The following is a 26,015-nucleotide window of genomic DNA, read 5'->3' as shown; positions in this document are numbered from 1 at the left end:
TTCTTTGCTCATTTTTTTTATTAAAATCCTATTTCAAATCCAAAGGTGTAGGACCTGGTCTGAGGGTAACTAAAGAGCGAAAACTCTCCGGGCACGAAGCCTGCGTTACCTGGTGCAGCAGTTTCTGCAGAACCCAATCCAATCTCAGGATCCCCGTTGTAATTTGTAAAGGTAAGGAGGTTCTGACCGGTTACGAAGAAACGGAAGGAATCCAATCCTATATCATTAACAAATCTGCTTGGGAGGTTGTAGTCAAGCGTTAAGGTTCTCAATCGAACATAATCTCCTCTTTCAAGGAACCGGTCTGTACCCTGGTCTGCTGTATTCTGGAATAATGGAGATGGCAGTACATTCTGGTCTCCAGGATTTTTCCAGTAGTTAAAGGCTTCAACCCTCTGGTTACGGTTGATGTTCCCGATTGCGATACCTTGCTGTCTTTGGAAGTTCAGGATGTAGTTCCCGGCTTTGTAAACAAAGTCGGCACGTAGCCCGAATCCATTATATTTAAAGGAGGTAAAGAATCCACCTTCGAGGTCAGCAGCCGGAGATTTGTCTTCCAGCAATACCTGGAAGCTCGGGCTGTATTCATTGGTTACATTTCCATCAGTATCCAGGTACAATGGCTCCCCGTTGGCAGGATTCACCCCGGCATAACGCTCCAGGTAGAAAGAGTTGATTTCCTCTCCTTCCCGCAGGATTGTATTTCCGTTGATGATGTCTTCGCCATCTACCAGGGAAACCACTCGGTTATCCAGGAAAGTAATGTTACCTCCTACGCTCCACAGGAAGTTTTCCCCGCGAACTACATCAGCATTAAGAGAGATCTCAACCCCGCTGTTTTCAATTTCACCAATGTTTGCCAGGATAGAATTATCTTCATCACCAACTGTCTGGGACAATGGACGATTCAGCAACAGGTCTTTGGAGTTTTTCTTAAAGTAATCTATTACCCCGTTAATTCGGTTGTTAAATAAACCGAATTCCACACCGATATCGAGTATCGCCTGTGATTCCCATTGGATCTCAGGGTTACCCACTCCTAATGGAATAGCAGTGGTCTGCCCATTGTAGGTATTGAATCCTAAAAGGTTCAGGAAGTTGAAATCCCCAATGTTCTGGTTACCCGAAGTACCGTAAGAAGCTCTAAGCTTCAGGTTGTTGAAAGCAGTGTTTTCCATAAAGCTTTCACGGGCAATGTTCCACGCAACACTTCCACTGTAGAAGGTACCGTATTTGTTGTCCGGACCAAATCGGGAAGAACCGTCACGACGCAGGGATCCGGAAACGATATACTTTCCATCGTAGTCATAATCTACGAAAAGACCCTGAGAGAACAGAATTCTTCTGGCTTCGTTAGAACCTGCGTTGGAAGCCTCCGCTGCAACATTCTGATAAGGAATGTCGGGTGAAGGGAATCCTCGGCTCGTTGCAAATAAAGAAGTGAAGATTCTTTCGTTGTATTCCAGCAGGAAGCTGGCAGTTAAATTATGGTTGCTTCCGAACGTATCATTATACGTAAACAAGTTACTTACGTTGTACTGCAGCGTGTTGCTGAAGTTATCCGTCTGCGTACCCGGGAAATTAGCGTCTCCTACAAAGCCTTGCAGAACCCCTCCGGCCAGTGACCGGTTGGTACGGTTAAAACGGTTATTGGTTGCACCCAGTGCAAAACTGTTACTGAATTTATCAGACAGGGTCATATCAGCACTCAGGTTACCAACTATCAGGAAGTTCCTGTTATTTTCTGGCTCTGTTTGAAGGGCCAGGGCAATTGGAAACCCTGTTGTGGTAGGGTTGTAAACAGGATTACCATCGGAATCGGTGACTACAGCACCGGTACCATCCCTGAGGAAAAGTGGATCCCATGGGTTGTAATCGTACATAGCACGGAAGGGGTTCTGAACGTTGTTCCGGTCCCTCGGCAGATCTGTTGTATTACGAGACATGGAGATGTTTGCTCCAATATTCAGCCATTCTTTTGCCTGGTAGGTCGTATTCAAACGAGCTGTTACCCTTTCGAAACCTTTAATACGGTCAATTATACCTGTGTTTTTATCATATCCTAATGAAAGCAGGTAGGTCAATTCTTCACTCCCACCTGAAACAGTGAGCGAGTTAGATTGAATAGCTGACTTTCTCAATAATTCCTCTTCCCAGTTGGTATCAAGGGCCAGAAGGCGGGCACGCTCTTCTGGTGAGGCATTGGCACCTGGTAAACTTTGAGCTGCGTTAACACCCAGGTCTGCAAACTCTTTCTCCAATCGCAGCTTCTGCTCAGTATTCATAAGATCAAACGGATCTGGAATACGCTCTCCAAAACCATAAGATGATCTGAATACCACCTGTGCTTCGCCGGAACGACCGCCTTTAGTTGTAATTACCACAACCCCGTTTGCACCCCGTGATCCATATTTGGAAACAGTGGCAGCATCTTTCAGGATGGAAAGACTTTCAATGTCATTGGGGTTCAGGTTGTTCACAAAACCAGCGTCTACAGGTGTTCCGTCAATTACATATAAAGGAGTAGTACTCGCATTAATGGAACCAACCCCACGAATCTGTACGAAAGCCGTTTGTCCCGGACGCCCGTTAGCAGCAGTTACCTGCACACCGGCGGCCTGACCCTGCAGAATGTTATCTACAGAGGTGGATGGAACAAAGGACTCGATCGCATCCGTTTTAACCGTTGCAACCGCAGAAGTACTCAGTTCGCTGGATCGCGTTCCGTATCCAACTACCACCACTTCTTCGAGGGTCTCAGCATCTTCTTCCATTTGAATATTTATGGTATTGGATGCACCAACGACGCGCGTTACGGTTTTTTGACCCAGATAACTATACCGCAATGTTTCTCCCATGGAGGCATTCAGGGAATAGTTACCGTCAAAATCTGTCTGGGTTCCGCGAGTTGTTCCCACAACTACTACTGAAACCCCGGGTAATGGCAAACCATTCTGGTCCGTTACGTTACCCGAAATCGTTTTCTCCTGTGCAAAGGAGAAATTGATGCTCAACACCAATAATAAAGGCGTTAAGATCCAAGTTAGTTTTGATCTCATTTAATTAGTTTTTGAATTAGCCAGTCGCAAAAATCCCTATAAATAGTTAATTTTCCAAAACACATTTTGTTGCATAAACTCGAACTGTTAAAATACAATCCAGTTTTACGATTAGCTTGGATTTTTTAGCCTTTTGCTAAACAAAATCTATTTTTTTAACAGAAACTCTTTGTGCTTTTTTGGACTTTTTCTACTTATTTAGGAATATTTATCGGGTGTTAGATGCTAAAAAAGGTTTATAGTTGCGTATGTGAGGCCGGAACCGACGAAGCAGGCAGGGGATGCCTTGCCGGTCCGGTTACGGCTGCAGCTGTCATTTTACCAGAGCAATTCAGCAGTGAGGTGCTCAATGATTCCAAACAACTTTCTGAGGTAAGAAGAAAGCAACTGGAAAGCCAAATCCGGCAGGAGGCAGTTTCGTTTGGGATTGCCCATGTTTTCCCTGAGGAAATAGACAAAATCAATATTCTGAAAGCCTCCATACGAGCCATGCATCTTTCCCTGGATCAGTTAGCTAAAAGGCCTGAAGCTATTGCGGTAGACGGCAATCGTTTCTACCCATATCAGGATATCCCTCATAATTGTCTTGTGAAAGGGGATGCCCGTTTTCTGAATATTGCTGCGGCATCTGTACTTGCAAAAACGGCCCGGGATGCCTATATGAAAACACTTCACGAGGCATACCCTCAATACGGGTGGGATCGGAACAAGGGGTACCCGACGCGGGCCCACCGGATCGCAATAAAAAAATTTGGAATAACCGAGCACCATAGAAAAAGCTTTCAATTATTACCCAGGCAATTGAATTTTGAATTCTAGGCAGTACTTTTGGGTAAAGTTTTTCTACATGAGAGCAGCAGGTGTTGCATTATTTTTCCTTTTTCTCTTGATTACTTCCTGCAGACCCGGCTCTTCACCTCAAGAGGAAGTCCTGGATTACCTGCCCGAAGAGGTTTCCATGATTGTAAAAATCAAGGATCCTGACCGCCTCCGTTCCGATTATCGAAATTGTGACCTGACTGCCAGTTCTTTTGCAGGGGCAAAAGAGAACGCCCTGCGCACTGCCCTGGAGCGTATCCTGGATCTGAATGTTTCCGGGGAAGGTTTTCTGATGATGACCACAAAGCCTGAAGATTGGCTGTATATATTTAAGGACAACGCAACTGCCCAGGCACTCACTGGGCCTGCTACCGATAAACAAACTGCCGATGCGAGCACGGAAAATCTGAAATGGAAATTGCCGGATTCCTCTAAACTGGCATCCCGAAAAACAGACAGATATCAAATAATAGCCTCCAGCGAGCGCCTCCTGCATTCCTCCGGGGATATCCCGGAGGCATTGAAATCAGGTCTTCGCAGGGCTTTGCAAACCACCAATCCCTATGCCAGTGCCTCGCTGATCCTGCCTGAATCGGGTATGCATCCATCCCAATGGATTCTGACAGAAAATCTGGCCCCTCTCACATCGCTTGATGCTGGTAAATGGGCTGCCTATGACTTACATATGGCCTACGACTCCTTCAGGCTGCAGGGGACGGAAACACAGCCAGACTCATTACTTAATAACCGCAGTCTTATTAAAAATATTCCGGTATTACCGCTTTTAGAGGTGGCGCGTATCGCCCCAACCAATACAACCGGGATTTACAGCTATTCCCTGGCAGACCCCACCCGGTTTTTAGCTAATCAGAACGTATTGCTCGCACGGAAAAACACCCATGCAAATATTGTTGAAAGCACAGAACACCTGAGCCTTTTTGAGATCTCGAATGAGACCCTTTTTGCTGTAAAATCAGTCAATACGGACCTTATGGAAGAAGCGCTGCGCCCGTTTAAGGGCGAGGTTTCCTCCTTCCAGGGAAGTTCTATTACCAGCCTTAAGGACGCTGGCTTGCTGCAACAGGCCTTTGAGCCGCTGCTCAATAAAATTGACCCCCCCAATTTCTATTGCAATCTTGAAAACTATTTTATCTTTTCAAAGAACCTGGAGGCAATTCAGGGCCTGATCAGCGCCTATTCCCGCAAGGATACCTACGCTTATCAGGAATCGTTCGAAAACATCAGCCAATCCCTTCCAACAGAGGCTTCAGCCCTGGCCATAGTAACCAAGCCCGGGGAGGCAAAACTTTTAAAGGATCCGGCAACTATTTTCAGCCTCCCTGCAAATATCATGGCAAGCCTCCCGAACGATTACCTGTACCTGGCAGAAATAAATGCCGCTTCGGAATACTCGCTATTATCGTATCAACTCCGCGGGAAACCTACTGCGGAAGCTGAAAAACAGGCGGTAGAACTTCAATTTACACGGCAACTGGAGGCGGGGATCAGCTGGGGGCCCCAATTTTTAAAAAACCATCTGACCGGCCGTATGGATATAGCAGTACAGGATGAAAACAATAGATTATACCTGTATTCGGACCGCGGTAACCGCTACTGGGAGAAAGAGCTCAATGGCCGCATACGGGGGAAAATATCACAGGTAGACCTGTTTAAAAACGGAAAGTTACAAATGGCGTTCAGTACCAGTTCCGAATTGATGGTCCTGGATCGCAATGGCGAGGAAGTAGCGCCTTTTCCCAAATCTTTCCCGGGAAGCAACCTTAGCGAACTGGCCGTTTTTGATTATGAAACGAATCGGAACTACCGTATGGTATTGTGCCAGGGAAGCAAGGTTTTTATGTTTGACGGCCAGGGACGCGAGGTGCGCGGCTTTAAGTTCCGGGAAGCAGAAAGCCCCGTAAAGGGGACTCCGAATCATATTCGGATAGGGGTTAAAGATTACCTGATCTTTAAACTGGAAAACGGGCAGCTGAAAATCCTGAACCGCGTTGGAGATACCCGCGTAAAAGTAACAGATCGCTTTGATTTTTCGGACAACCCGGTGTATCTCTACAAAAACACCTTTGCCTTTACGGAAGCCGATGGCATGCTGGTTACCATTGACCCCAGGGGGAAGGTCGGACGGATTCCTTTACGCCTTAATAAAGACCACGGGATAGATGCCACCACCAAAACCCTGGCGGTGATGAATGATAATGAATTGAGAATAAAAGGGAAAAGCGCTGAGCTGGACCTGGGGGTCTATACCCATCCGGGCATTTTTTACCTGCACGATATCATTTATGTGGCTGTGACCGACATTCAAAGCCAGCGGGTGTTCCTGTTCCGGTCTGATGCCTCCCCCCTTAAAGGTTTCCCTGTGGAAGGGAACGGCCTGGCAGATATGGCGGATACCGATAATGACCGGAATCCCGAACTGACCGTACAGTACAGGGATAGTGCTTTTGCGCTTTACCGGATCCGCAGGTAAAGCGCTTCCTGCCATTAATAAAGAAGCCTCCCCTAGCGACCTGTCGGACATGAATAACGACAGGGGGGTGGAGATCGTCTCCAAGTTTCAGAAGAATTCGGTGATCGCATGCAGTCTAAAGTAATTTTAGCGTACATTCCGTTTCATCAGATTTCCCTTTCAAAATCCGATGATTTGGCTTATTTTAAGACGGTTATACTTTTGAACTTAGAATTCAATACATTACTTAATTCTTAAGAAATGTATGAATCTTGATAATTGAGGATTGATCATCCATTAAAAAAAGTTGATCTAAAAAATATGTAACATTAAAAAGTTACAATCCTCTCATTGAGCATATCCCGATAATCCGATCTTGAATATCATTATATATTTACAATGATAGCAATGAGCTCAATTGTACAAAATACTTTGAAATTACGCTTTAAAGTATGGTTGCATCTATTCTTGCTTCTATACACCCTACAAATTTATAGCCAAAATAAAGTCACTATACTGGAGGGAACTGTTGGCTTGGATAAAGCAGATTCATTGTATTTATCAGGATCAATGGAAAGTGCTTTTAAGCAAGCCTCTCGTAGCGCGGAAATTTTTGAATCGCATAATAATGATTCCTTATTTCTAGAATCTCTAATCCTTTTGGTTAAAATAACCAATGAATTCAAAAAACGAGAAAAAAAAGGATATCTCCAATTAGCTGAGAGAATCGCTAAACGTCAGGATAATCCTGAATCTTTATTTCAATTATATTTTAGAATTGGAAATCATCATTACAACATTTTTGAGGACAATGTAGCAATTGATTATTACCTCAAGGCCGATTCAATCTCAAAAACGTACTCTATTGTTACTCAAAAATCAATTTCCAATACAATCCAGATTGCGAGATTAATTATGTACTCAATGGACACTGATATTGATACACTAACCCTAAAAAAGTTAACTCATTATTCAAATCAAGGTTTAGAATACGCGTTTAAAATAAATGATGCCGAAAGCACTTCCAAAGTATATAATTTGCTCGGCGATATTCAATCTAGGACTGATAAAAGAAGAGAGGCAATAATTAATTATCATAGAGCATTGGGCTACCTCAGTCCATCTTCTAGTGAAAGAACCAAGTCAGATTTATATTGGAATTTAGCTGCCAACTACATGCGTTTAAATGAATTGGATTCAGCAGAATATTACTATAAACTCCGTATTCCACTTTTCGAAAATTCAGAAAATTTCAGTGATTTGGCATTGTGTTATTCTAGTTTGGGTGGTTTTTATAACAAGATCTCAAAATATTCAGAAGGAGCTGAATACCAGTTAAAGGCACTTGAAATTTATGATGAAATAAAATCTAAAAGAATAGGTAATATTCTAGGGACTTTAGATGGACTTTCATATTCATATTCGAAATTGGGAAGATACAAAGAAGCTTATGCCGCATTAGACAGAGCTTTTCAATTGCAAGATAGTCTCTCACGAAAACAAAAAGTTGATGTAACTCTAGAACTTGAAAGTAAATACCAGACTGAAAAAAAAGAACAGGAAATCGCCCTGCTCAACACAGAAAAAGAACTGGTTGAACAGCAAAAAACAAACCAGCGCAACTTGTTGCTGGGCGGGATCGGGATCACCTCTATGATCGGGATCTTCCTTTTCGTTCAATACCGGAACAGAAAGAGGACTAATGACAAACTCCGGGAGCTAGACCGGCTTAAATCCAATTTCTTTGCCAATATCTCCCATGAGTTCCGCACCCCCCTTACCCTGATTATGGGACCTGTCGAACAGAGATTGTCTTCTGAAAATATATCACCTGAAGATCGGCAAGACCTTGAAATGATCGATCGGAACTCCAGGCGATTGTTAAATCTGGTGGATCAACTGCTAGACCTGTCCCGTCTGGAATCAGGGAAATATCAGATCCGTGCGGTAGAAGGAGATCTTGGAAGGACGATCAGAACACAGGCAGAAGGCTTTCAATATTTGGCATCCCGACGTAACATTGAGTTCGAAATTACGGTGGAAGATCTGGAAAAAGCCTGGTTTGACAGGGACGTTATTGAAAAGGTCATGGCCAACCTTTTGTCTAATGCCTTGAAGTATACCAACAGCGGAGGCGGCGTCTCCCTCAGGGCCAGTCGTAATGGTAACAAAGCCGTGCTTTCAGTAAGAAATACGGCACTGACCCTGGACCCCAAAAACCTTGAAAAATTATTCGAAAGATTCTACCAGGCTGATTCCCATACCGAAGGAGCAGGCATAGGACTTTCCCTGGTACGGGAGCTGGTCCAGGCCTGCCATGGGTCTGTACAGATCAAGGCCCTGGATGAAAGCACCTTTCAGATCATCGCGGAATTCCCTGTTGCCAAAGAAGCCTTTAAGGCTGAAGAAATTGCAGATCGGTCGGCAGAGGGTGCTGTAGCTCCGGTTCGTAAGGCAACTATTGATCCCGGGCCTGGTGATGCGTTTGAGGAATTTACCGAAATCGATGAGCGGCCCATCATCCTTGTGGCTGAAGACAATACCGATGTAAGGCAACTCCTAAGGAACAATTTCTCTAAAGAATACAAGGTCATCGAAGCAGGCGATGGCAAACGAGGCACTGAGATTGCCCTGGAACGGGTGCCTGACCTGATTATCTCAGATATTATGATGCCTGAGGTAGACGGGCTCACCCTATGCCAGACCCTGAAAAGTGATGAGCGCACAAGCCATATCCCCATTATCCTGCTTACGGCAAGGGCCGGGGAAGAAGACCAGTACAAAGGCCTATCCACAGGTGCAGATGCCTATGTTACCAAACCCTTTAAAATTAAAACACTTAATACCCGTGTATCCCATCTGATTGATTCCCGTAAGGCTTTAAGAGAGCGCTACAGCCAGGAGGTCATACTCAGACCCAAGGACATTGCCATCACCAGCCTGGATGAACTTTTTCTGGAACGGGTGCAAAAGGTTTTGGACAACAGGCTTACAGAATCCTCCTTCAGTATACAGGAATTCAGTGAGGCCGTTGCCATGAGCAGGATGCAACTCCACAGAAAACTCAAAGCGTTAACAGGGCTCTCAGCTTCCGAATTTGTTCGCTCCCAACGCCTGAAACTGGCGGCCGATCTGCTCAGGAAAAGTGATGCCAACGTATCGCATATCGGATATGAAGTAGGTTTTAACGACCCCTCTTACTTTGCAAAGTGCTTTAAAGAAGCCTACGGGGTCTCTCCCACAGAATTCAGCAAAAAGTCCTCCTAGACAATCCCTTTTGCGCCCAGTATCTACAAGGCATGTTACATATGTTACAGGCTTTGATACATGGCTCTTATCCTCAGGATTTCTTAATCGATAGGTTTGTTTTGTGATCGTCAGCATGCAGACGATACCGCCAGCAGCCTAACCTAAAACCTTCATGACCCCATGAAGAAAAAAAGATATGAAGGTGCCTTGAAAGAGATGCAGGGCTTTGAGATCTATCTGAACATCAACCACCTAAAACAGGGGAACTATGAGTTAAAGATCATTAATAAGAACAAGGTCATCAAAAGAATACATTTTAAAAAAAATAACTGAATGTCTCATTAAAATACCAGCACTATGAAAAACTCAGCACATCTATTCCTTATCGCCTTTGTTTATCTGACCACTTTTGCCTCACATGGGCAGATCACAAAAACAAAGGTAAAAAGCCCTTCCCTCAATACAGGGGTCAGCTCCCCGGTAGGGCTGCCAGACACCTTTGATGAAGTCATCAATGGTCTTAAAACAGGCCAATGTTTCAATATTGCACTTACCTCCCTGCAGCTTAATCCTACCAGTACGGCAAAAAAGGATTACAAGGTCGAGACCCGCCATGGAGCGGGAGCACTTAAGATTGATGGGAAAAACCTGGTCGCCACATTTAATATTGAAGCCGGACTAAATGAGAATGGATCCCGACGAGTTCTGAGCACAACTCTCAAACTCAGAAAATCGAGTAGTGGTCTGGTCATGGATATCAGGAACAGTCAATACTACCACCTGATCTATGAACTCACCCTGGTAAAGAAGAAAAACGGGTACTACCTCATCGCGGAACGTGACGAAAACAGCATGACTGTTGCCTTTACCCTATCCATTTTTAAAACTACATGTCTCATCTAATTCATTATAGTCATGGAATCCAAATACAAGATACTGTTGTTAATTACGCTCATTTTGGGGGGTTGGGGTCATGGTGAGGCCCAGATCCTTAAAAAGCTAAAAAAACGTGCCGCAGAAGCGGCCGAGGAAACGATCCTCAGGAAGGTAGAGGAAAAAACTGCCGAAGAGACGGAAAAGACCATGGATACTATTTTGGAAGCCCCGGGAAAGAAAATACGGAAGAAGAAAGGCAAAAATGGCAATGATGATCCTTATGGGGAGGGAGATGGGGAATATGAAGATGAAGAAGGTTTTGAAGAGGAAAGCGATTTGGCCTCCCTGGAGATCTACAGCAAATTTGATTTTGTTCCCGGAGACCAGCCGCTGTTCTTTGACGATTTTGAATCGGATTATATAGGCGACTTCCCCAGCAAGTGGAACACTAATGGCGGAGGTGAAGTAGTCAGCACAGCCGAAGGATCTGAGAAGTGGTATGAAATGAAATCCGGATACACTATATACCATATTCCGGATGTACCTCAGTTGCCTGAAGAATACACCATTGAATTCGACCTTTTGGCTATCGGGATTGACCAACAAACCGCTTCTACAACGGTCATGAAGGTCATTCTTTCGGACGACCCCGGCTTTCAATTGGGCAATTATGCCTATGCCCAAATGTCCTTCTGCCAGTACGCCGCTGTAGGGCTTTGGGTCCGCAACAGCACCAAAGACATCAACAACGAAGTAAGTGCCGATATCCGGGAAGCCGTGCTGAACCAGCCGCATATTTCCATTGCGGTGAACAAGCAGCGTTTCCGCATGTGGGTAGATGAAATGAAGGTGGTGGATATCCCAAGGTTGGTACCAGCCGCCAACCGACCAGACCGGCTCAAATTTGAACTCATCAATTTTAAGGACGGAAAAGAGCGCCTCTTTATCCGCAACCTCAAGGTTGCCGAAGGTGGCCAGGACCTCAGGCGCCAGCTGATCGAACAGGGGTCGGTCTCCACAAACGGCATCCTTTTCGACAGTGGTTCTGCTAACCTCCAACCCCAATCTCTGGGGATCATCCGGCAAATCTCACAGGTCCTACAGCAGGACATCAGCCTCAACCTGCTCATCGTAGGCCACACAGATGCCGATGGGGATGAAGCAGCCAATAAAGACCTGTCCCTGCGAAGAGCACAGGCCGTAAAAGGAGCCCTGGTATCCGTGTACGGAATAGATCCGGGCCGGCTGGAAGCGGAAGGCAAGGGGGAGTCTGAACCAGTGGCAGAGAACAGTACGTCAGATGGGAAGGCTAAAAACAGACGTGTACAATTTGTTAAACTTTAAACTCTTAAAAAATGAAAACTCAACTATCACAAGTAATCAGACTATTTGTAATCGGTATCATGATTACAGGGTTCATGAATGAGGTTATGGCCCAAAGCTGTACGACAACCGAAAGAATCGGCAATGCCTTAAAACCTAGAATTCTATCAGAAGTGAGAAATTCCAGTGAAGGAGCAACTTATAAAATCAGTAGCCGCAAGACTATGGTCATAAACAAGATCGAAGATCTGCGATTTGAGGGTTGCAAGGTATTTGTAACAGCCCAGGTTACCTTAAAGCGAAAGATTAGGCGGAACGCAAAAGGACGGGTATATATCTCAGCTACTGTGAATTCTTTTAATCCCAACAAAGTTTGCCTGAAAAACCCCAAACTGGACAAGGTGAGGCTAAGCAATACACTTCGTGTAGGCGAAGCATTTTATAAATGGGCAGCCAATAGAGTACTGCCCAATAATGCGTGTTATAATTCAAATTCTACTCGCTAAGCCCTGATGCTAAGATGTCAACAAAGTGATAATTATAAACTGTAAACCAATGAAAACAATAAGTTCAACACTACTTAGTCTTTTATTTATTTCTGTTGCCTTTGGGCAAATTGGAAAGAGTAAAATCACAACCAGAAATCTGGGGTCTGTCGTTTCGGTTCAACCGAGCAATGCCAAGCTAGATAAAGTAGCCTTGCCAAAGAGTTTTGACATTCGCAAAGCAACGCCTCTGAAGGTGCCCCAATCTAAACTAAATCTACCTTCGCGGAAGAGTGTGAAAATCACCACCCTGAGACCCTATAACCCCAACATGGAATTATGGTTCGAAGGTAGTTATAGTAAAGACTATTTTATGTTAAGTGGTGTCTTTGGCGGTGTGGTTACATACAATGCGCAACGTGGGAAAGAATATCGGATGAAGATTTTGCTTACCAGTAAGAAAACACTGCTCAAGAATTTTGGACGCGATTACGCGAACGGCTCGGTATCTGTAGCAATTGGAGATGAGAACGAGTGGTATTCTATACCTGTAAATCAAAGAGAAAGGGAGATCAATCTGGTATTTACTGCAGCAAGGGCTGGGAGAATTCAGATCAAGTTGGTAGGCGTGGTTACTCCAAACTGGGATTGGGGCGATGAGCTATGGATACCAATTAAGGCCATACAAGTAGACGAGATATGACCTTAAAGATCGGGAGGCCTGTTGTGACGATTAGAGGATTGCCGAAGCGAATCTTTCTGAAAACAAGCTGGAAGGTGATTTCTTTTTCGATTATTACTCAGAATCCTATGTAGAAACATCAGCTGCCGGAGAAGCTGACGAAGTAGAAATGAATTGCAATTGAATGAAAAATTACCTGCGCTTGATCACAAGTTGGTTTAATAGTAATCCATTTTAATTGTAGTAAATCGAATTTTACCCAAATTCAGGATATGGAGAACCGGCAATCTTTAGAGCCAGTATAGAAAGTAAAGATCAAATGGGCTACCCGAAAATAGGGTTCAGTACTGTTTTACCCAAAACAGGCCATACTTACCTCGGCTTCCTCTTTCTTAGCCTCCAGAGTATCGTTTTGTTGGGATTGCTCAGCCTTAGCTTCAATGGAAGGGCTTTTCAAATGGTTCGCCTCTGCATCCGGGGAGCTCCAGGCTTCGTAACGTGAGTTAAGCAACATCCCCAGAAAACAAATCCCCAGCATCACGCTTTTGTGTGTAAATTGAGTTCTAATGCTTGACATCTCAGTAGTTATTAACTTAGGTTCTATATACTAAAAGACGCCTGGCAGCACCAAATGTTACATTTAAAGACTTAAATTTCCCTTAAAAGATGCGGGGGTAAGGCAATTGCCTGGAATTATTGAGCGGCTACCGGCTTCAATTCGGCCTCAAAAAGCGAGGCGAAATGGCCCTGTAATTTTTCACGGACCTCTGCCATGGGCACATATCGATCCAGCTCCGCACTAAGGGACGTAACGGCTTTATCCCTGATCCCGCAGGGAATCATCAGATCAAAATAACTGAGGTCCGTATTGACATTAAAGGCAAAGCCGTGCATGGTTACCCAGCGGCTGGCCCTTACCCCCATGGCACAAATTTTCCGCGCCCGTGGAGTACCCACCTCCAGCCATACGCCGGTCTCTCCCTCAGATCTTTCTCCATTCAGGCCGTAGTCTGCCAGGGTCAGGATGATCATCTCTTCCAGTAGCCTGAGATACTTATGGATGTCGGTAAAGAAGTTGTCAAGGTCCAGGATGGGATAGCCCACAATCTGCCCGGGGCCGTGATAGGTAATATCCCCTCCCCTGTTGATCTTATAGAAAGTTGCCCCCCGCTGGGATAGCACCTTCTCACTTACCAGTAAATTATTGATATCTCCGCTTTTACCCAGGGTATAGACATGCGGGTGTTCCACAAACAAGAAGTGGTTAGGCGTTGGCAGCGCAGTGCCTTCCCTCCTGTTCCTGATCTTAAGGTCTACGATATTTTGAAATAAATATTCCTGATAGTCCCAGGTCTCTTTATAGTCCTTCAGTCCCAGATCCTGTATGGCCACTGTTTTATTCATAGGCCGTAAAGATACGAGGATCAGTTGGGATTATTCAAGATGATCAGGGCGGCAATAACCCCTGGGACCCATCCGCACAGCGTTAATAAAAAGACTATAAGGACAGAGCCACAGCCTTTCCCGATTACTGAGAGGGGTGGAAATATGATGGCGAGCAAGACGCGCAAAAAGCTCATTGGAGGTGATTTTTGATTGATGTTCAATCATTTGTCGCAGGTAGCGGCCAATTGTTACAGCCCCGGCGCTTTCTAAATCTACAATTACATTGTCCGTTTACCCAATGTGGCTATATTTGCAGGGCTAAATATTCGCACCTATGCAACTGTCTGAGCAAGAGAGCATCCGCCGGGACAAACTGAAAAAATTGAGGGAACTGGGTATAGACCCTTATCCGGCTGCCCTTTACCCTGTAAACAGTTCTGCCACCCAGGTACGAAAGGATTATAAGGAAGGGAAAGACGTTATTCTTGCCGGCAGGCTAATGTCCCGAAGGATTCAGGGAAAGGCTTCCTTTGCCGAATTGCAGGATAGCAGCGGGCGCGTTCAGCTTTATTTTAACCGGGACGAAATCTGCCCCGGGGAGGATAAGGCCCTTTACAACGAGGTGTACAAGAAGTTGCTGGACATTGGCGATATCATAGGGGTTGAAGGCAGCCTCTTTACTACCCAGGTGGGTGAAAAAACGGTATTGGTCAAAAATTTCACGCTGCTGAGCAAGGCCCTCAGGCCGCTACCCCTGCCCAAAAAAGATGCCGAAGGAAATGTTTATGATGAATTCAACGACCCCGAACAACGCTACCGGCAGCGCTATGTGGACCTGGTCGTAAATCCGCAGGTACGGGATACCTTTTTGAAACGGACATTGATCACCAACAGCATCCGCAGGTTTTTTAACGACAAAGGCTATCTGGAAGTGGAAACACCAATTTTGCAGCCTATTCCCGGAGGAGCAGCTGCCAGGCCTTTTGTTACGCACCACAATGCGCTCAACATCCCCCTTTACCTGAGGATTGCCAATGAGCTCTACCTGAAAAGACTGATTGTGGGAGGTTTTGACGGGGTGTATGAGTTTGCGAAGGATTTCCGCAATGAAGGGATGGACCGTACCCACAATCCCGAATTTACGGTTATGGAGTTGTACGTTGCCTACAAGGATTACAACTGGATGATGGAAACCACCGAACAATTGCTGGAAGGTGTAGCCAGGGAAGTGAGCGGAGGGACCCAGATTGAGGCCGGCGGGCATACCATAGAATTTAAAGCCCCCTACCCAAGGGTTCCTATACTCGACGCTATTAAGCAACACACCGGATATGAAGTTGGCGGAATGAATGAAGACGAGCTTCGCGCGGTGGCCCAAAAACTGGGTCTGGAAACAGATGACAGTATGGGGGTAGGAAAACTGATAGACGAGATCTTCGGGGAATGCTGCGAACACCACTATGTGCAGCCTACCTTCATCATCGATTACCCCAGGGAAATGAGCCCTCTGACCAAGGCACACCGCTCAAAGCCAGGTCTTACCGAGCGTTTTGAGTTGCTTATCAACGGCAAGGAAATAGCTAATGCCTACTCTGAGCTCAATGATCCCATAGACCAGCGCGAACGCTTTGAAGAGCAACTGAAACTTTCCGAAAAAGGGGATGACGAGGCCATGTTTATCGATCAGGATTTTCTAAGGGCCCTGGAATACGGCATGCCCCCTACCTCCGGAATCGGGATTGGGATTGACCGCCTGGTTATGTTGCTCACCAACAATGCCTCCATTCAGGAAGTCTTGTTTTTCCCCCAGATGCGCCCTGAAAAAAAGCCGCTTGAGTTGAAGGAAAATGAAAAGACTATCTTAGATTTCCTGAAAAAGGAAAAGGAACTCCCCCTGGAGCAGCTTAAAGCTGCAACCGGATTGAGTAACAAAGCCTGGGACAAAGGTATTAAAGGGCTGACCAAGCTGGGGGTTGCTGAAGTAAGCAAAGAAGGTGACACCCTGTTGTGTCGCCTGAAATAGCAGATTCAAGTAAATATAGCATGCACCTGAGCAGAAAAATCGGGCTCGTTTTAGGACCCTTATTTTTTATTGGTTTCAATAGCCTGCCGGAAATGATTTCCGGAAACCCGGGTGCCAATGCCGTAATAGCCACTGCGCTCTGGATGATTACCTGGTGGATTACTGAAGCTGTTTCCATCTCGGTTACCGCCCTCTTACCCCTGCTCCTTTTCCCGCTTCTGGGGGTCATGCCCCTGGCCGATGTAGGCGCCAATTACGGCAGTCCTATCATTTTCCTGTTCTTCGGGGGCTTCGTACTGGCACTGGCCCTTGAAAAAGTAAACCTCCACAAGCGAATCGCCCTTACCATAATCAACCTCACGGGAACAACCCCGGAAAAGGTCATCCTGGGCTTTATGATTGCCACCGCTACCCTCTCCATGTGGATCAGCAATACGGCCAGCACTGTAGTAATGCTGCCAATAGCCATGTCCGTTATCCATTTACTGATACAGGATGAAGACGGCTTCACCGCCAAAGACCGGAATTTTGCGCTGAGTGTGATGCTGGGGATCGCATTCTCTGCCAACGCCGGAGGGATTGCCACCGTTATTGGCACGCCCCCTAATTCGGTTCTGATAGGGCTGCTGGAAAACGAATACAATATTCAGATTTCTTTTCTGCGCTGGATGACCATAGGCCTGCCCTTTTCTCTGGTGATGATCGGCATTTCCTATCTGGTACTGGTCAAATGGATGTTCCCCTGCAAGGGACTTAGCTTTGGTGCCTCCAGAGGCGTTATCCGCGATGAATTACGGAAACTGGGGCCTGCCAGCCGTCATGAAAAAATGGTATTGGTCATTTTTGGAATTACTGTTTTTTTATGGATTTTCAGGACACTGATCAACGAACTGATTCCCGGTCTGGGACTCACCGATACAGCCATCAGCATGTTCGGAGCTATTGCCCTCTTTACCTTTCCCTATAACCTTAAACGGGGAGAGTTTATACTGCAATGGGGAGATACCTCCCGCCTGGCCTGGGGGATTCTGATCCTTTTTGGGGGAGGGCTGGCCCTGGCCAGGGGGATGTCTGCCAGCGGGCTGGTAGACCTGGTCTCCACGGCTATCGCCAGCAGCGAGATTAGCATATTGTTTACAGCGGTCCTGCTGATCACCCTGATGCTCTTTATGACCGAACTGATGAGTAATGTGGCCCTGGTAGCCGTTCTGGCACCGGTTGTTGCAGGAATTGCCATTGGCCTTGAGATCCCCATGTTATATCTGCTGATCCCGGTTACCATTGCCAGTAGTTGTGCCTTTATGTTGCCCATGGCCACTCCCCCCAATGCCATTGTCTTTGCCAGTGGTTATATCCGCGTACATCAGATGGCCAGGGCCGGCTTTATCCTCAATATTATTTCGATTGCCTTATTGGTTTTTCTGTTCCAGTTTATCATTCCGCTCCTTTTCTAAAGAAGTAAAGCCCCTGTTTATGACAGGGGCTTTACGGCTGACTAATTCAAATAACTGACAGAAATGAGATTATTCTATCACTATATGGAGCCTTCGTATGTTGTAAACCGAAGGTCATTCACAATATAAGACGGGCTAAAGATCAGAATGTTACAATAGGTTACAGCTTTAACATCCCTTTTTGAAATACGATAACCCGTTGCACTTTGGCTTTATTTTGGAAGGGCCTGCTTTTATTCAGTTTCAAATATAAATCCCCCGGAAATTGGGTTAGTGGCTTATGATTTTCTTAACAGCTCTTCTCTCTGATTTTTTATTTATTTGGGGCGCAAATTTTTAAAATCCCCCTATGAAACTGAAAATTACCCAGAGAATTCTGGTACTATCCATCCTATTTCTCGGCTTTCTGCAACCTGCAGAAGCGCAATTATTCAAGAAAAAAAACAAAAAGACAGAACAAAACGCCGGGAAACCATCTGGCGACAAAAATGGGATTAAACCTTATTCCAAAGTGATTACAAAAGAGGCCGAAACGGATGCAGGCCTTTTTGATGTTCACACTGTAGAAGACAAAAAATATTACGAAATCCCGGATTCCCTTTTCGGTCGGGAAATGCTGATGGTCAGCCGGATTGCCAAAACGGCTTCCGGAATCGGCTTCGGGGGCGGAAAAATCAACACCCAGGTACTGCGCTGGGAAAAAAAGCCCAAAAAAGTGCTACTGCGGGTAGTCAGCTATGATGTGGTGGCAGCAGATTCCCTTCCGGTACACGAAGCCGTGGTTAACTCCAATTTTGAACCCGTCCTTTATGCTTTCGACATCAAAGCCCTTAAGAAAGATTCTTTATATCCTGCAACGGTTATTGAAATTAACGACTTGTTCACCAAGGATGTGAAAGCCCTTGGGATGCCCAACCGGTACCGGCAGCGCTATAAAGTTTCCCGGCTCGACGGAGACCGGAGCTATATAGAATCCATAAGAAGTTATCCCTTGAATATAGAAGCCCGGCATGTAAAAACCTATGCAGCTGGCAACCCCCCATCCAATGGCAGCCTGGGATCCATTTCAATCGAGATCAACAATTCCATGATCCTGCTTCCCAGGGAACCGATGAAGAGAAGATATTACGACCAGCGGGTTGGCTGGTTCACTACCGATCAGGTAGATTACGGCTTGAATGAACAGCGAAGCAAAACTGTGCAATTCCTGGACCGCTGGAGATTGGAAGTTAAGGAGGAAGACCGTGAGAAATTTGAACGTGGGGAACTGGTAGAACCCAAAAAACCAATTGTATACTATGTAGACCGGGCCACTCCAAAAGAGTGGGTTCCTTTTATCAAACAGGGAATAGAAGACTGGCAGGTGGCCTTTGAGGCAGCCGGCTTTAAAAATGCGATTATTGCAAAAGACCCGCCCAGCCCGGAAGAAGACCCGGAATGGTCTCCGGAAGACGTACGCTATTCGGTGGTGCGTTACCTGGCATCACCCATCCCGAATGCCAGCGGGCCACACGTGAGTGATCCCAGAAGCGGTGAAATCCTGGAGTCGGATATTAACTGGTACCACAATGTAATGAGCCTGCTCAGAAACTGGTACTTTGTGCAGACCGCTGCCATTAACCCGGATGCCCGGGGAGTTGCTTTTAAGGAAGAGGTGATGGGAAGGCTTATCCGCTTTGTATCTTCACATGAGGTAGGGCATACCCTGGGTCTGCCACACAATATGGGGAGCAGCGTGGCCTACCCTGTAGATTCGCTGCGTTCGGCCGCCTTTACGGAGGAGTTCGGCACAGCTCCTTCAATAATGGACTATGCCCGCTTTAATTATGTAGCCCAGCCCGGAGACGAAGGGGTAGCCCTGATGCCTAACATCGGAATCTACGATAAATACGCCATTGAATGGGGATATCGTCCCATTCCCGGGAAAACGGCCGAGGAAGAGAAGCCGATTCTGGATCAGTGGATCATGGAACATGCAGGAGACCCGCTATACCGATTTGGACATCAGCAGTTAGGGGATGTAGTAGATCCGAGCTCCCAAACGGAGGACCTGGGAGATGATGCCGTAAAAGCCAGCGAATACGGGATAGCCAATCTGAAGCGAATTGTCCCGAACTTAATTGAATGGACCCGGGAAGCCGGTAAGAATTACGAAGACCTTGAAACCATGTACGGACAGGTAGTGGGGCAGTTCCGCCGTTACATGGGGCATGTTTCCAATAACATCGGGGGCGTATATGAAAACTATAAGACTTATGATCAGGAGGGAGCCGTTTATACCCACGTCCCAAAGGCTCATCAGCAAAAGTGCATGGCCTTCCTGCAGGAACAACTCTTTGAGACGCCCGAATGGATGCTGGAGAAGGAACTGTTCGAAAAATTTGAATATTCAGGATCTGTAGAGCGGATCCGGGCCATTCAGGTCCGCACCCTGAATAATATCCTGAGCCTTGGGAAACTGGCAAGACTGGTGGAAAACCAGACCCTGAACGGAAACCAGGCATACACCCTAGCAGAAATGATGGAAGACCTGCGCAACGGATTGTGGTCAGAACTCCGCTACGGCAGAAGTATAGATACCTACAGACGAAATTTACAAAAAGCACATATAGATCGTCTGCAATACCTGATGACTGCCGAGAACCAGCGTAAATTATCGGATTTCGGAGGTTACAGAAAATCTACCGCGGTAACCACGAGCCAGTCTGATATACGCTCCGTTGCGAGGGCAGAGTTAAACGCCCTTCAGCGCAGTATCCGTTCGGCTATTGGAAGAACTTCTGATGATATGAGCCGTTATCACCTGCAGGATGTGGCTGAAAGAATTAACCAGATCTTAAATCCCAGTTAAGTCTTTCTACACCGATAAAAAGCAAAAAATACCGGTATGCCCCAATAGCTGCCGGTATTTTTCATATCAGGGAATTCTTGTTTACCACAAATTTGGGCCCTTTTACAACAATGGGTGGGTGCAATCACAACAAAGACGGTATACGCGCCCCATTTCGTAATATATTAGTGGTATACAAAATCCCCAAACAGATGACTTACAAAATCAAAAGCCTGTTTTATCTTTTCGCCTTTATTATTGCCAGTCTGATTTACTACAACATGGACTCCGGTCAAAATCAGCAAACTCAAAAAAATACCGAAGTAGTTACCCATTCCCAAACCACCGGCACGCAGGCATCCCTTGCTCCCTGAGAAGCACAATAGCTGTTAAATATTCCTCAAAATCCATCCTTTACATTAAACCAAAGGCGATTCCTTTTCTCTAAGAAAGGTTAATCATATAAATTGAATCGCATGAAAAATGTAATGATTGCCTTAGTGCTGCTTTGTTCCTTCAGTATGGCAGCGCAGGGGGGACCGCCTGAAAAGAACGGCACGGAAAGACCTCAAACCAACTTGAGTGCAGAACAACAGGCCAGCCTGAAATCCAAAAGAATGACCCTTTCACTGGACCTGAGTACCGAACAGCAGCAAAGGGTTGAAAAAATCCTTACGGACCATATCCATTCCAGAAGGGCAGTTCAAGCCCGAGGAGAAGCCATGAGAGCGGCTGGAGTAATGCCGGATCAACAGCAACGTTTTGAGCATATAAACGCCCGACTGGAAGAACAGATTGCCCTTCAAAACGAAATAAAAGGTATCCTTTCAGATGAGCAATACGGGATCTGGAAAAAAGTTAATCTTGCTCGACACCGGGGAAAAAAGCATCCTGCAGTGATAAGATAATAATTAAAAGCAGGGTAAGTCCTTGCTTTTTAACTCTTACACATCGCGGTTTACATTTGAATACTGCTCTTACAAAGCTTCACTTGCAGCCTCAATTGCTTTGTCAAGGTCTGCATAGCTGAGGGCGTCATTCAGGAAATAACTCTCAAAAGCACTAGGGGGCAGATATACTCCCCGATCCAGCATTCCATGAAAGTAACGGTTGAAATGCGGGTTATTCCCACTTGCAGCCGATTCAAAATCCCGAACAGGCTCATCTGTAAAATGAACGGAAATCATGGAACCGTAACGGTTTATCTGAACAGGGATGTCCTTACTGCCCAAAACGGTTTGTAGTCCCTTGTGCAGGTAGGCCGTTTTCTCTTCCAGCCTTTTGAAAACCTCCGGATCTTTTTCCATGCTATCCAGCATGGCAAGTCCGGCACCCATTGCAAGGGGGTTGCCACTAAGGGTTCCGGCCTGATAAACGGGGCCTTCCGGAGCCAGATAACTCATAATCTCCTTATTCGCAGCAAAGGCACCTACAGGCAGTCCGCCTCCGATCACCTTACCAAAACAGACCAGGTCTGCCCTGATCCCCAATGTTTCCTGCGCGCCTCCTTTGGCCAGGCGGAATCCCGTCATTACCTCATCAAATATCAGTAAAACTCCTTCAGAGGTGCACAGCTCCCTAAGCCCTTTAATAAATTCCTGTTCAGGAGGAATGCAACCCATGTTTCCGGCAACGGGTTCTATGATTACTGCGGCTATCTGCCCCTTGTTGGCCTCAAGCAGACGCTCCACGCTTTCCAGGTTATTGTAGGCAGCAAGGAGGGTGTCTTTGGCAGTACCCTGTGTTACACCCGGGCTGTTCGGGCTTCCAAAAGTTACTGCCCCGCTACCGGCCTGTATCAGAAAGGCATCGGCATGGCCGTGGTAGCAGCCCGCAAATTTTATGATTTTTTCCTTGCCCGTATACCCCCGGGCCAGGCGAATGGCACTCATACAGGCTTCCGTACCGCTGTTTACGAATCGAATTTTCTCTATGTTGGGGACCATGGATACAGCCCTTTCTGCAAGTTCTGTTTCCAGGCTGGTGGGCATCCCGTAAGAAGTACCCAGCCGGGCCCTTTGGACCACTGAATCCACAACAGGCTGATAGGCGTGGCCAAAAAGCAAGGGCCCCCAGGAGGCGATAAAGTCGATATAGGAATTGCCGTCCTCATCGGTGAAATAAGCGCCTTTGGCCTCTTTTACAAAAACAGGGGTGCCCCCTACGGCCTTAAAAGCCCGGACGGGGGAATTTACCCCTCCGGGCAGGACCTGATTCGCTTTGCGGAACAGTGCACTGCTTCGGGTGTATCGCATGTTACTTTTTTACCTTTTCGGGTTTAACTTTCAGGCGCTGGCCAATGGAGATTTCAGTACTGTCCAGCCCGTTTATCTGCATTAATTCTTCTACCGTCATATAGTATCGCCTGGAGAGCGCATAAAGGGTATCACCCGCCTGTACTTCATGAACACTATGTCCGGTATCTGAGGAAGCAAGCCCGGCTGTTACCGTAAATTCTTCCCCTAACACTTCTGAATCAAATCGATACAGCCGGTAGCGCTCGATAAGAGCAATCAATTTCTGGGGGTATTTACGGTCGGTGGCATAACCTGCCGCCTTTAACCCCCTGGCCCATCCTTTGTAATCGTTCTTGCGCAGTTCAAAAAGACTGGCATAACGCGAGCGGGTGGTTAGAAATATACTGTGATCCCTGTAGGAATACATTGGGTGGTTGTACTTGCGGAAACATTCCCCCCTGGCATCATCATCATGGCGTTCATAATCCCCCTCCCAGCCCGTGTGGCATTTGATCCCGAAATGATTATTGGTTTTACGCGTAAGGGCGCCGTTTCCAAAACCGCTTTCCAAAAGCCCCTGTGCCAGCGTGATGCTGGCAGGAATACCATAAGCCTGCATTTCGGCTTGAGCGATCCTGGAAAAATTCTGAATATACTCCTCCGGGGAGGCCGTGGGTACAAATTTAAACCTGCCCTGGTCAGGAGGCAAAGGATAATCGCCTTCAGGGCTGTTTGATCTATTGGAAACCGAGTTGGTTTCACCTTTGTTAAGTGTGCTGCGTTTTTTTGTCCCGCATCCCGTCAGGAAAAGGCAAGACAGGAATAAATACCCTACTATTCTTTTCATACCTGCAACAAAGGTAAGTTCTTTTTCCGCAATTTCAGATTCATTCCGTCAATTCCCTGCAAGCCACCGCTATGAATTGCCAGGATTTTGGACCCAGCTTTAAAACCGCCAACACCAACCTCTTCCAGAATACCATAGAACAATTTCCCGGTGTAAACGGGATCCAGAGCTATACCGGTTTCCTTATAGAACCTATTGATGAAATCGATCAGTTCCCTGTTTATTTTGCCGTACCCCCCAAAATGATAATTGTCTGCCAGAGCCCAGTTATTTGATGGTATAAAACCGCTCAATTCCTTGGATAAGCCCTCAGCCTTCAGAGCAGGGAATCCCAGTACAGTCTGATTGGGGGCCGCAGCGGAAGCCAGGCCCGCAAGCGTGCCTCCGGTACCTACACTACAACAGATATAATGGTATTGATAATCTTCAGAACTGATAATTTCCGAACAACCCGCTATGGCTGCTTCATTGGTCCCACCTTCCGGAAGGATATACGGATTTTTGTAATCTGATTTTATTTTTTCCAGGAATGCGGGGTCCGTTTTCTGTCTGTATGCCTCCCGGCTTAAAAAAACCAGCTGCATTCCATTATCACAGGCAGCCTGCAGCGTAGGGTTTAAAGGCTTCCCGGCCAGCTCCTCACCACGGATAAGCCCGATGGTCTTAAAGCCAAATAATTTTCCAGCCGCGGCTGTTGCATGTATGTGGTTGGAAAAAGCCCCGCCAAAAGTAAGCAGCGTTTTGTAACCCCTATCAGCCGCCCTTTCGAGATTGTATTTCAGCTTTCTGTATTTGTTCCCGGAGAGTTCCGGAAAAAGAAGGTCTTCCCTTTTTACATAAAGTTCCACCTTATTGCGCTCAAGAAGGGGGAGCCTTAGCTGTTGAGTCACAGATTTCAAAACAGACCTCAGGTTTTTTGAAAGAGATAATTGATAAAAGCAAAGGGTTTGCGCCCGGAAAGATATTCCAGATGCTTTTCGCGGGCATAGGCCTCACGTTCAAAACTGATATTCTTATAAGCCTGGTAAAAGTCCTGATAGATCAGGCTCCTGATAAGCCACTCGGAAAAGTACCAGAGGTAAAAGAAAACGACCAGCATTTCCGTCTGTTGCCTCAGGTGAATGCGTTCGTGATTGATCAGGACCGCATCCTCCATCAGGTTTTTATTCCGCAGGATGATAAAGGGCCAGAGAGAGAGCCCGACGTAATTACGGTAAAAGAGATGTTTAAAAACCAGGATCATCTGCTATAGAACGTTTCACAACAAATATATTGCTTTCAACACTGTCCTTTTCGCTGAACGGAAGGGAGTTATCTACGATTAATAAACAATAGGGTATTTTGGCCCAGGGGTAGATTTGGCTTTAATGCTTATTTTTGCCGCTGAGAAAACGGAGTATACAGTTATACAATAATGGCAGAAAAAATTCCCCTTGAAGCTGGAGATTATTACTGGACTGAAGAAGGTTATAGAGTCTTTACAGCACAATACCTGCTCAAAAGGGGCTATTGTTGTGAAAGCGGATGCAGGCATTGTCCATATGGATTCAATCCAAAAACAAGCGGCTATAAATAAGCTTGTTCGGCATGATATTTGCACTAATTTTAACTAAAAATGCTAAAAATTGCCGTTATGAAATCTATCCGTTACCTCCTGCTACTTACGGGAACAGCCCTTTTTATGAGTTGTTCTACCGTCCGCGTAATTTCCGATTACGACACCAATACAAATTTCAATCAATACAGAAGCTATGCCTTTTACAAAACCGGCATAGATAAGGCACAGATCTCGGATCTCGATAAAAAACGAATTTTGAAAGCCATTGAAACCGAAATGGGATCAAAGGGATTTGTCAAATCTGAAAATCCCGATTTACTGGTTAGTATTTTTACGACTGAAAAAGAGCGGGTAGATGTCTACAACAATAATTTCGGCTGGGGATGGGGGCCTGGCTGGGGATGGGGTTGGAACCCCTGGTTCTGGGGTGGCCCGGGCTGGTACGGACCAAGCGTGAGCACCCGAACCGAGGGTGCCCTTTACATAGACCTGATAGATTCGGAACGAAAAGAATTGGTCTGGCAGGGTCGTGGTACGGGTACCCTTGGCAACATGCAGGATATTCAGAAGAAAGAAGCCCGCATCCGGGAATTCGTCTCGAAAATCATGGAGAAATACCCGCCGCAAGGCATGGGTTCCGGCCAGTAAATTCTACAAAAACATCCCGGGTCTTTCCCGGGAACCAGATTAAGGTCAAAGCCCGGGTTTTCCCGGGTT

23 protein-coding genes are annotated in these 26,015 nt (G+C 46.1%); 15 read left to right on the top strand and 8 right to left on the bottom strand.

The genetic code is table 11. The features are described from left to right. Positions 1-20: 20 nt before the first annotated feature. Positions 21-3,059 (bottom strand): SusC/RagA family TonB-linked outer membrane protein, encoded by a 3,039-nt coding sequence (locus ACT6NU_RS08970; protein ID WP_445381341.1) that lies wholly within the window; start codon positions 3,057-3,059, stop codon positions 21-23. Positions 3,060-3,281: 222 nt separating this feature from the next. Here ACT6NU_RS08970 and ACT6NU_RS08965 point away from each other — a divergent pair, with 222 nt between their 5' ends. The 8 genes from ACT6NU_RS08965 to ACT6NU_RS08930 all read left to right on the top strand — a co-directional run bounded on the left by ACT6NU_RS08965 (position 3,282) and on the right by ACT6NU_RS08930 (position 12,984). Next, positions 3,282-3,878, top strand: a complete 597-nt coding sequence (locus ACT6NU_RS08965) for a ribonuclease HII (RefSeq protein ID WP_445381340.1) — start codon at positions 3,282-3,284, stop codon at positions 3,876-3,878. Positions 3,879-3,906: 28 nt separating this feature from the next. After that, complete coding sequence (locus tag ACT6NU_RS08960) at positions 3,907-6,369, top strand: hypothetical protein (RefSeq protein ID WP_445381339.1); 2,463 nt, start codon at positions 3,907-3,909, stop codon at positions 6,367-6,369. 1,407 nt (positions 6,370-7,776) lie between these two features. Beyond that, the gene (locus tag ACT6NU_RS08955) at positions 7,777-9,615 is read left to right on the top strand and encodes a hybrid sensor histidine kinase/response regulator transcription factor (RefSeq protein ID WP_445381338.1); all 1,839 of its coding nucleotides are present in this window, start codon (positions 7,777-7,779) and stop codon (positions 9,613-9,615) included. Between the two features lie 162 nt (positions 9,616-9,777). Then, positions 9,778-9,930, top strand: coding sequence for a hypothetical protein (locus tag ACT6NU_RS08950; protein ID WP_445381337.1), 153 nt, complete (start codon positions 9,778-9,780; stop codon positions 9,928-9,930). A gap of 24 nt (positions 9,931-9,954) precedes the next feature. Beyond that, positions 9,955-10,500: a hypothetical protein gene (locus tag ACT6NU_RS08945; RefSeq protein ID WP_445381336.1), complete on the top strand. Its 546-nt coding sequence runs from the start codon at positions 9,955-9,957 to the stop codon at positions 10,498-10,500. A 12-nt stretch (positions 10,501-10,512) separates the two neighbouring features. Continuing rightward, positions 10,513-11,817 (top strand): OmpA family protein, encoded by a 1,305-nt coding sequence (locus ACT6NU_RS08940; RefSeq protein WP_445381335.1) that lies wholly within the window; start codon positions 10,513-10,515, stop codon positions 11,815-11,817. A gap of 11 nt (positions 11,818-11,828) precedes the next feature. Continuing rightward, positions 11,829-12,302: a hypothetical protein gene (locus tag ACT6NU_RS08935; RefSeq protein ID WP_445381334.1), complete on the top strand. Its 474-nt coding sequence runs from the start codon at positions 11,829-11,831 to the stop codon at positions 12,300-12,302. 49 nt (positions 12,303-12,351) lie between these two features. Beyond that, positions 12,352-12,984: a hypothetical protein gene (locus tag ACT6NU_RS08930; protein WP_445381333.1), complete on the top strand. Its 633-nt coding sequence runs from the start codon at positions 12,352-12,354 to the stop codon at positions 12,982-12,984. A gap of 331 nt (positions 12,985-13,315) precedes the next feature. Here ACT6NU_RS08930 and ACT6NU_RS08925 read toward each other — a convergent pair whose 3' ends face one another. From ACT6NU_RS08925 to ACT6NU_RS08915, 3 genes are all read right to left on the bottom strand, one after another. Then, positions 13,316-13,540 (bottom strand): hypothetical protein, encoded by a 225-nt coding sequence (locus ACT6NU_RS08925; RefSeq protein WP_445381332.1) that lies wholly within the window; start codon positions 13,538-13,540, stop codon positions 13,316-13,318. Between the two features lie 116 nt (positions 13,541-13,656). Beyond that, positions 13,657-14,367, bottom strand: coding sequence for a lipoyl(octanoyl) transferase LipB (gene lipB, locus ACT6NU_RS08920; RefSeq protein WP_445381331.1), 711 nt, complete (start codon positions 14,365-14,367; stop codon positions 13,657-13,659). A gap of 20 nt (positions 14,368-14,387) precedes the next feature. Further along, entirely contained in the window at positions 14,388-14,543 is a 156-nt protein-coding gene (locus ACT6NU_RS08915; protein WP_445381330.1) for a YqaE/Pmp3 family membrane protein, read from the bottom strand. 140 nt (positions 14,544-14,683) lie between these two features. On the opposite strand from ACT6NU_RS08915, the gene lysS reads away from it, so the two are divergent. From lysS to ACT6NU_RS08890, 5 genes are all read left to right on the top strand, one after another. Then, on the top strand, positions 14,684-16,372 hold the full coding sequence (lysS, locus tag ACT6NU_RS08910) for a lysine--tRNA ligase (protein ID WP_445381329.1): 1,689 nt from the start codon (positions 14,684-14,686) through the stop codon (positions 16,370-16,372). A 20-nt stretch (positions 16,373-16,392) separates the two neighbouring features. Further along, positions 16,393-17,826, top strand: coding sequence for an SLC13 family permease (locus ACT6NU_RS08905; RefSeq protein WP_445381328.1), 1,434 nt, complete (start codon positions 16,393-16,395; stop codon positions 17,824-17,826). 349 nt (positions 17,827-18,175) lie between these two features. Beyond that, positions 18,176-20,677 (top strand): zinc-dependent metalloprotease, encoded by a 2,502-nt coding sequence (locus tag ACT6NU_RS08900; RefSeq protein WP_445381327.1) that lies wholly within the window; start codon positions 18,176-18,178, stop codon positions 20,675-20,677. A gap of 191 nt (positions 20,678-20,868) precedes the next feature. Then, positions 20,869-21,030, top strand: a complete 162-nt coding sequence (locus ACT6NU_RS08895; RefSeq protein WP_445381326.1) for a hypothetical protein — start codon at positions 20,869-20,871, stop codon at positions 21,028-21,030. Positions 21,031-21,132: 102 nt separating this feature from the next. Next, positions 21,133-21,564, top strand: a complete 432-nt coding sequence (locus ACT6NU_RS08890; protein ID WP_445381325.1) for a hypothetical protein — start codon at positions 21,133-21,135, stop codon at positions 21,562-21,564. A gap of 69 nt (positions 21,565-21,633) precedes the next feature. On the opposite strand, the gene hemL is transcribed toward ACT6NU_RS08890, so the two are convergent. The 4 genes from hemL to ACT6NU_RS08870 are packed head-to-tail and all read right to left on the bottom strand — an operon-like array spanning position 21,634 to position 24,983. Next, entirely contained in the window at positions 21,634-22,911 is a 1,278-nt protein-coding gene (gene hemL, locus ACT6NU_RS08885; RefSeq protein WP_445381324.1) for a glutamate-1-semialdehyde 2,1-aminomutase, read from the bottom strand. A gap of 1 nt (position 22,912) precedes the next feature. Beyond that, positions 22,913-23,740 (bottom strand): glucosaminidase domain-containing protein, encoded by an 828-nt coding sequence (locus ACT6NU_RS08880; RefSeq protein WP_445381323.1) that lies wholly within the window; start codon positions 23,738-23,740, stop codon positions 22,913-22,915. Beyond that, positions 23,737-24,639 (bottom strand): 1-aminocyclopropane-1-carboxylate deaminase/D-cysteine desulfhydrase, encoded by a 903-nt coding sequence (locus ACT6NU_RS08875; RefSeq protein WP_445381322.1) that lies wholly within the window; start codon positions 24,637-24,639, stop codon positions 23,737-23,739. The genes ACT6NU_RS08880 and ACT6NU_RS08875 overlap by 4 nt, the downstream gene beginning before the upstream one ends. Positions 24,640-24,647: 8 nt before the next feature. Continuing rightward, positions 24,648-24,983, bottom strand: a complete 336-nt coding sequence (locus ACT6NU_RS08870; protein ID WP_445381321.1) for a hypothetical protein — start codon at positions 24,981-24,983, stop codon at positions 24,648-24,650. Positions 24,984-25,154: 171 nt separating this feature from the next. Between ACT6NU_RS08870 and ACT6NU_RS08865 the strand changes: the two genes are divergently transcribed. After that, positions 25,155-25,316, top strand: coding sequence for a DUF5522 domain-containing protein (locus ACT6NU_RS08865; protein ID WP_445381320.1), 162 nt, complete (start codon positions 25,155-25,157; stop codon positions 25,314-25,316). Positions 25,317-25,373: 57 nt separating this feature from the next. Further along, positions 25,374-25,946 (top strand): DUF4136 domain-containing protein, encoded by a 573-nt coding sequence (locus ACT6NU_RS08860; protein WP_445381319.1) that lies wholly within the window; start codon positions 25,374-25,376, stop codon positions 25,944-25,946. Positions 25,947-26,015 lie beyond the last annotated feature (69 nt).

The organism is Robiginitalea rubriflava, assembly GCF_052540725.1.
Note: the sequence above shows the minus strand (reverse complement) of the source record. Positions and strands in the feature narration are given on the sequence as shown.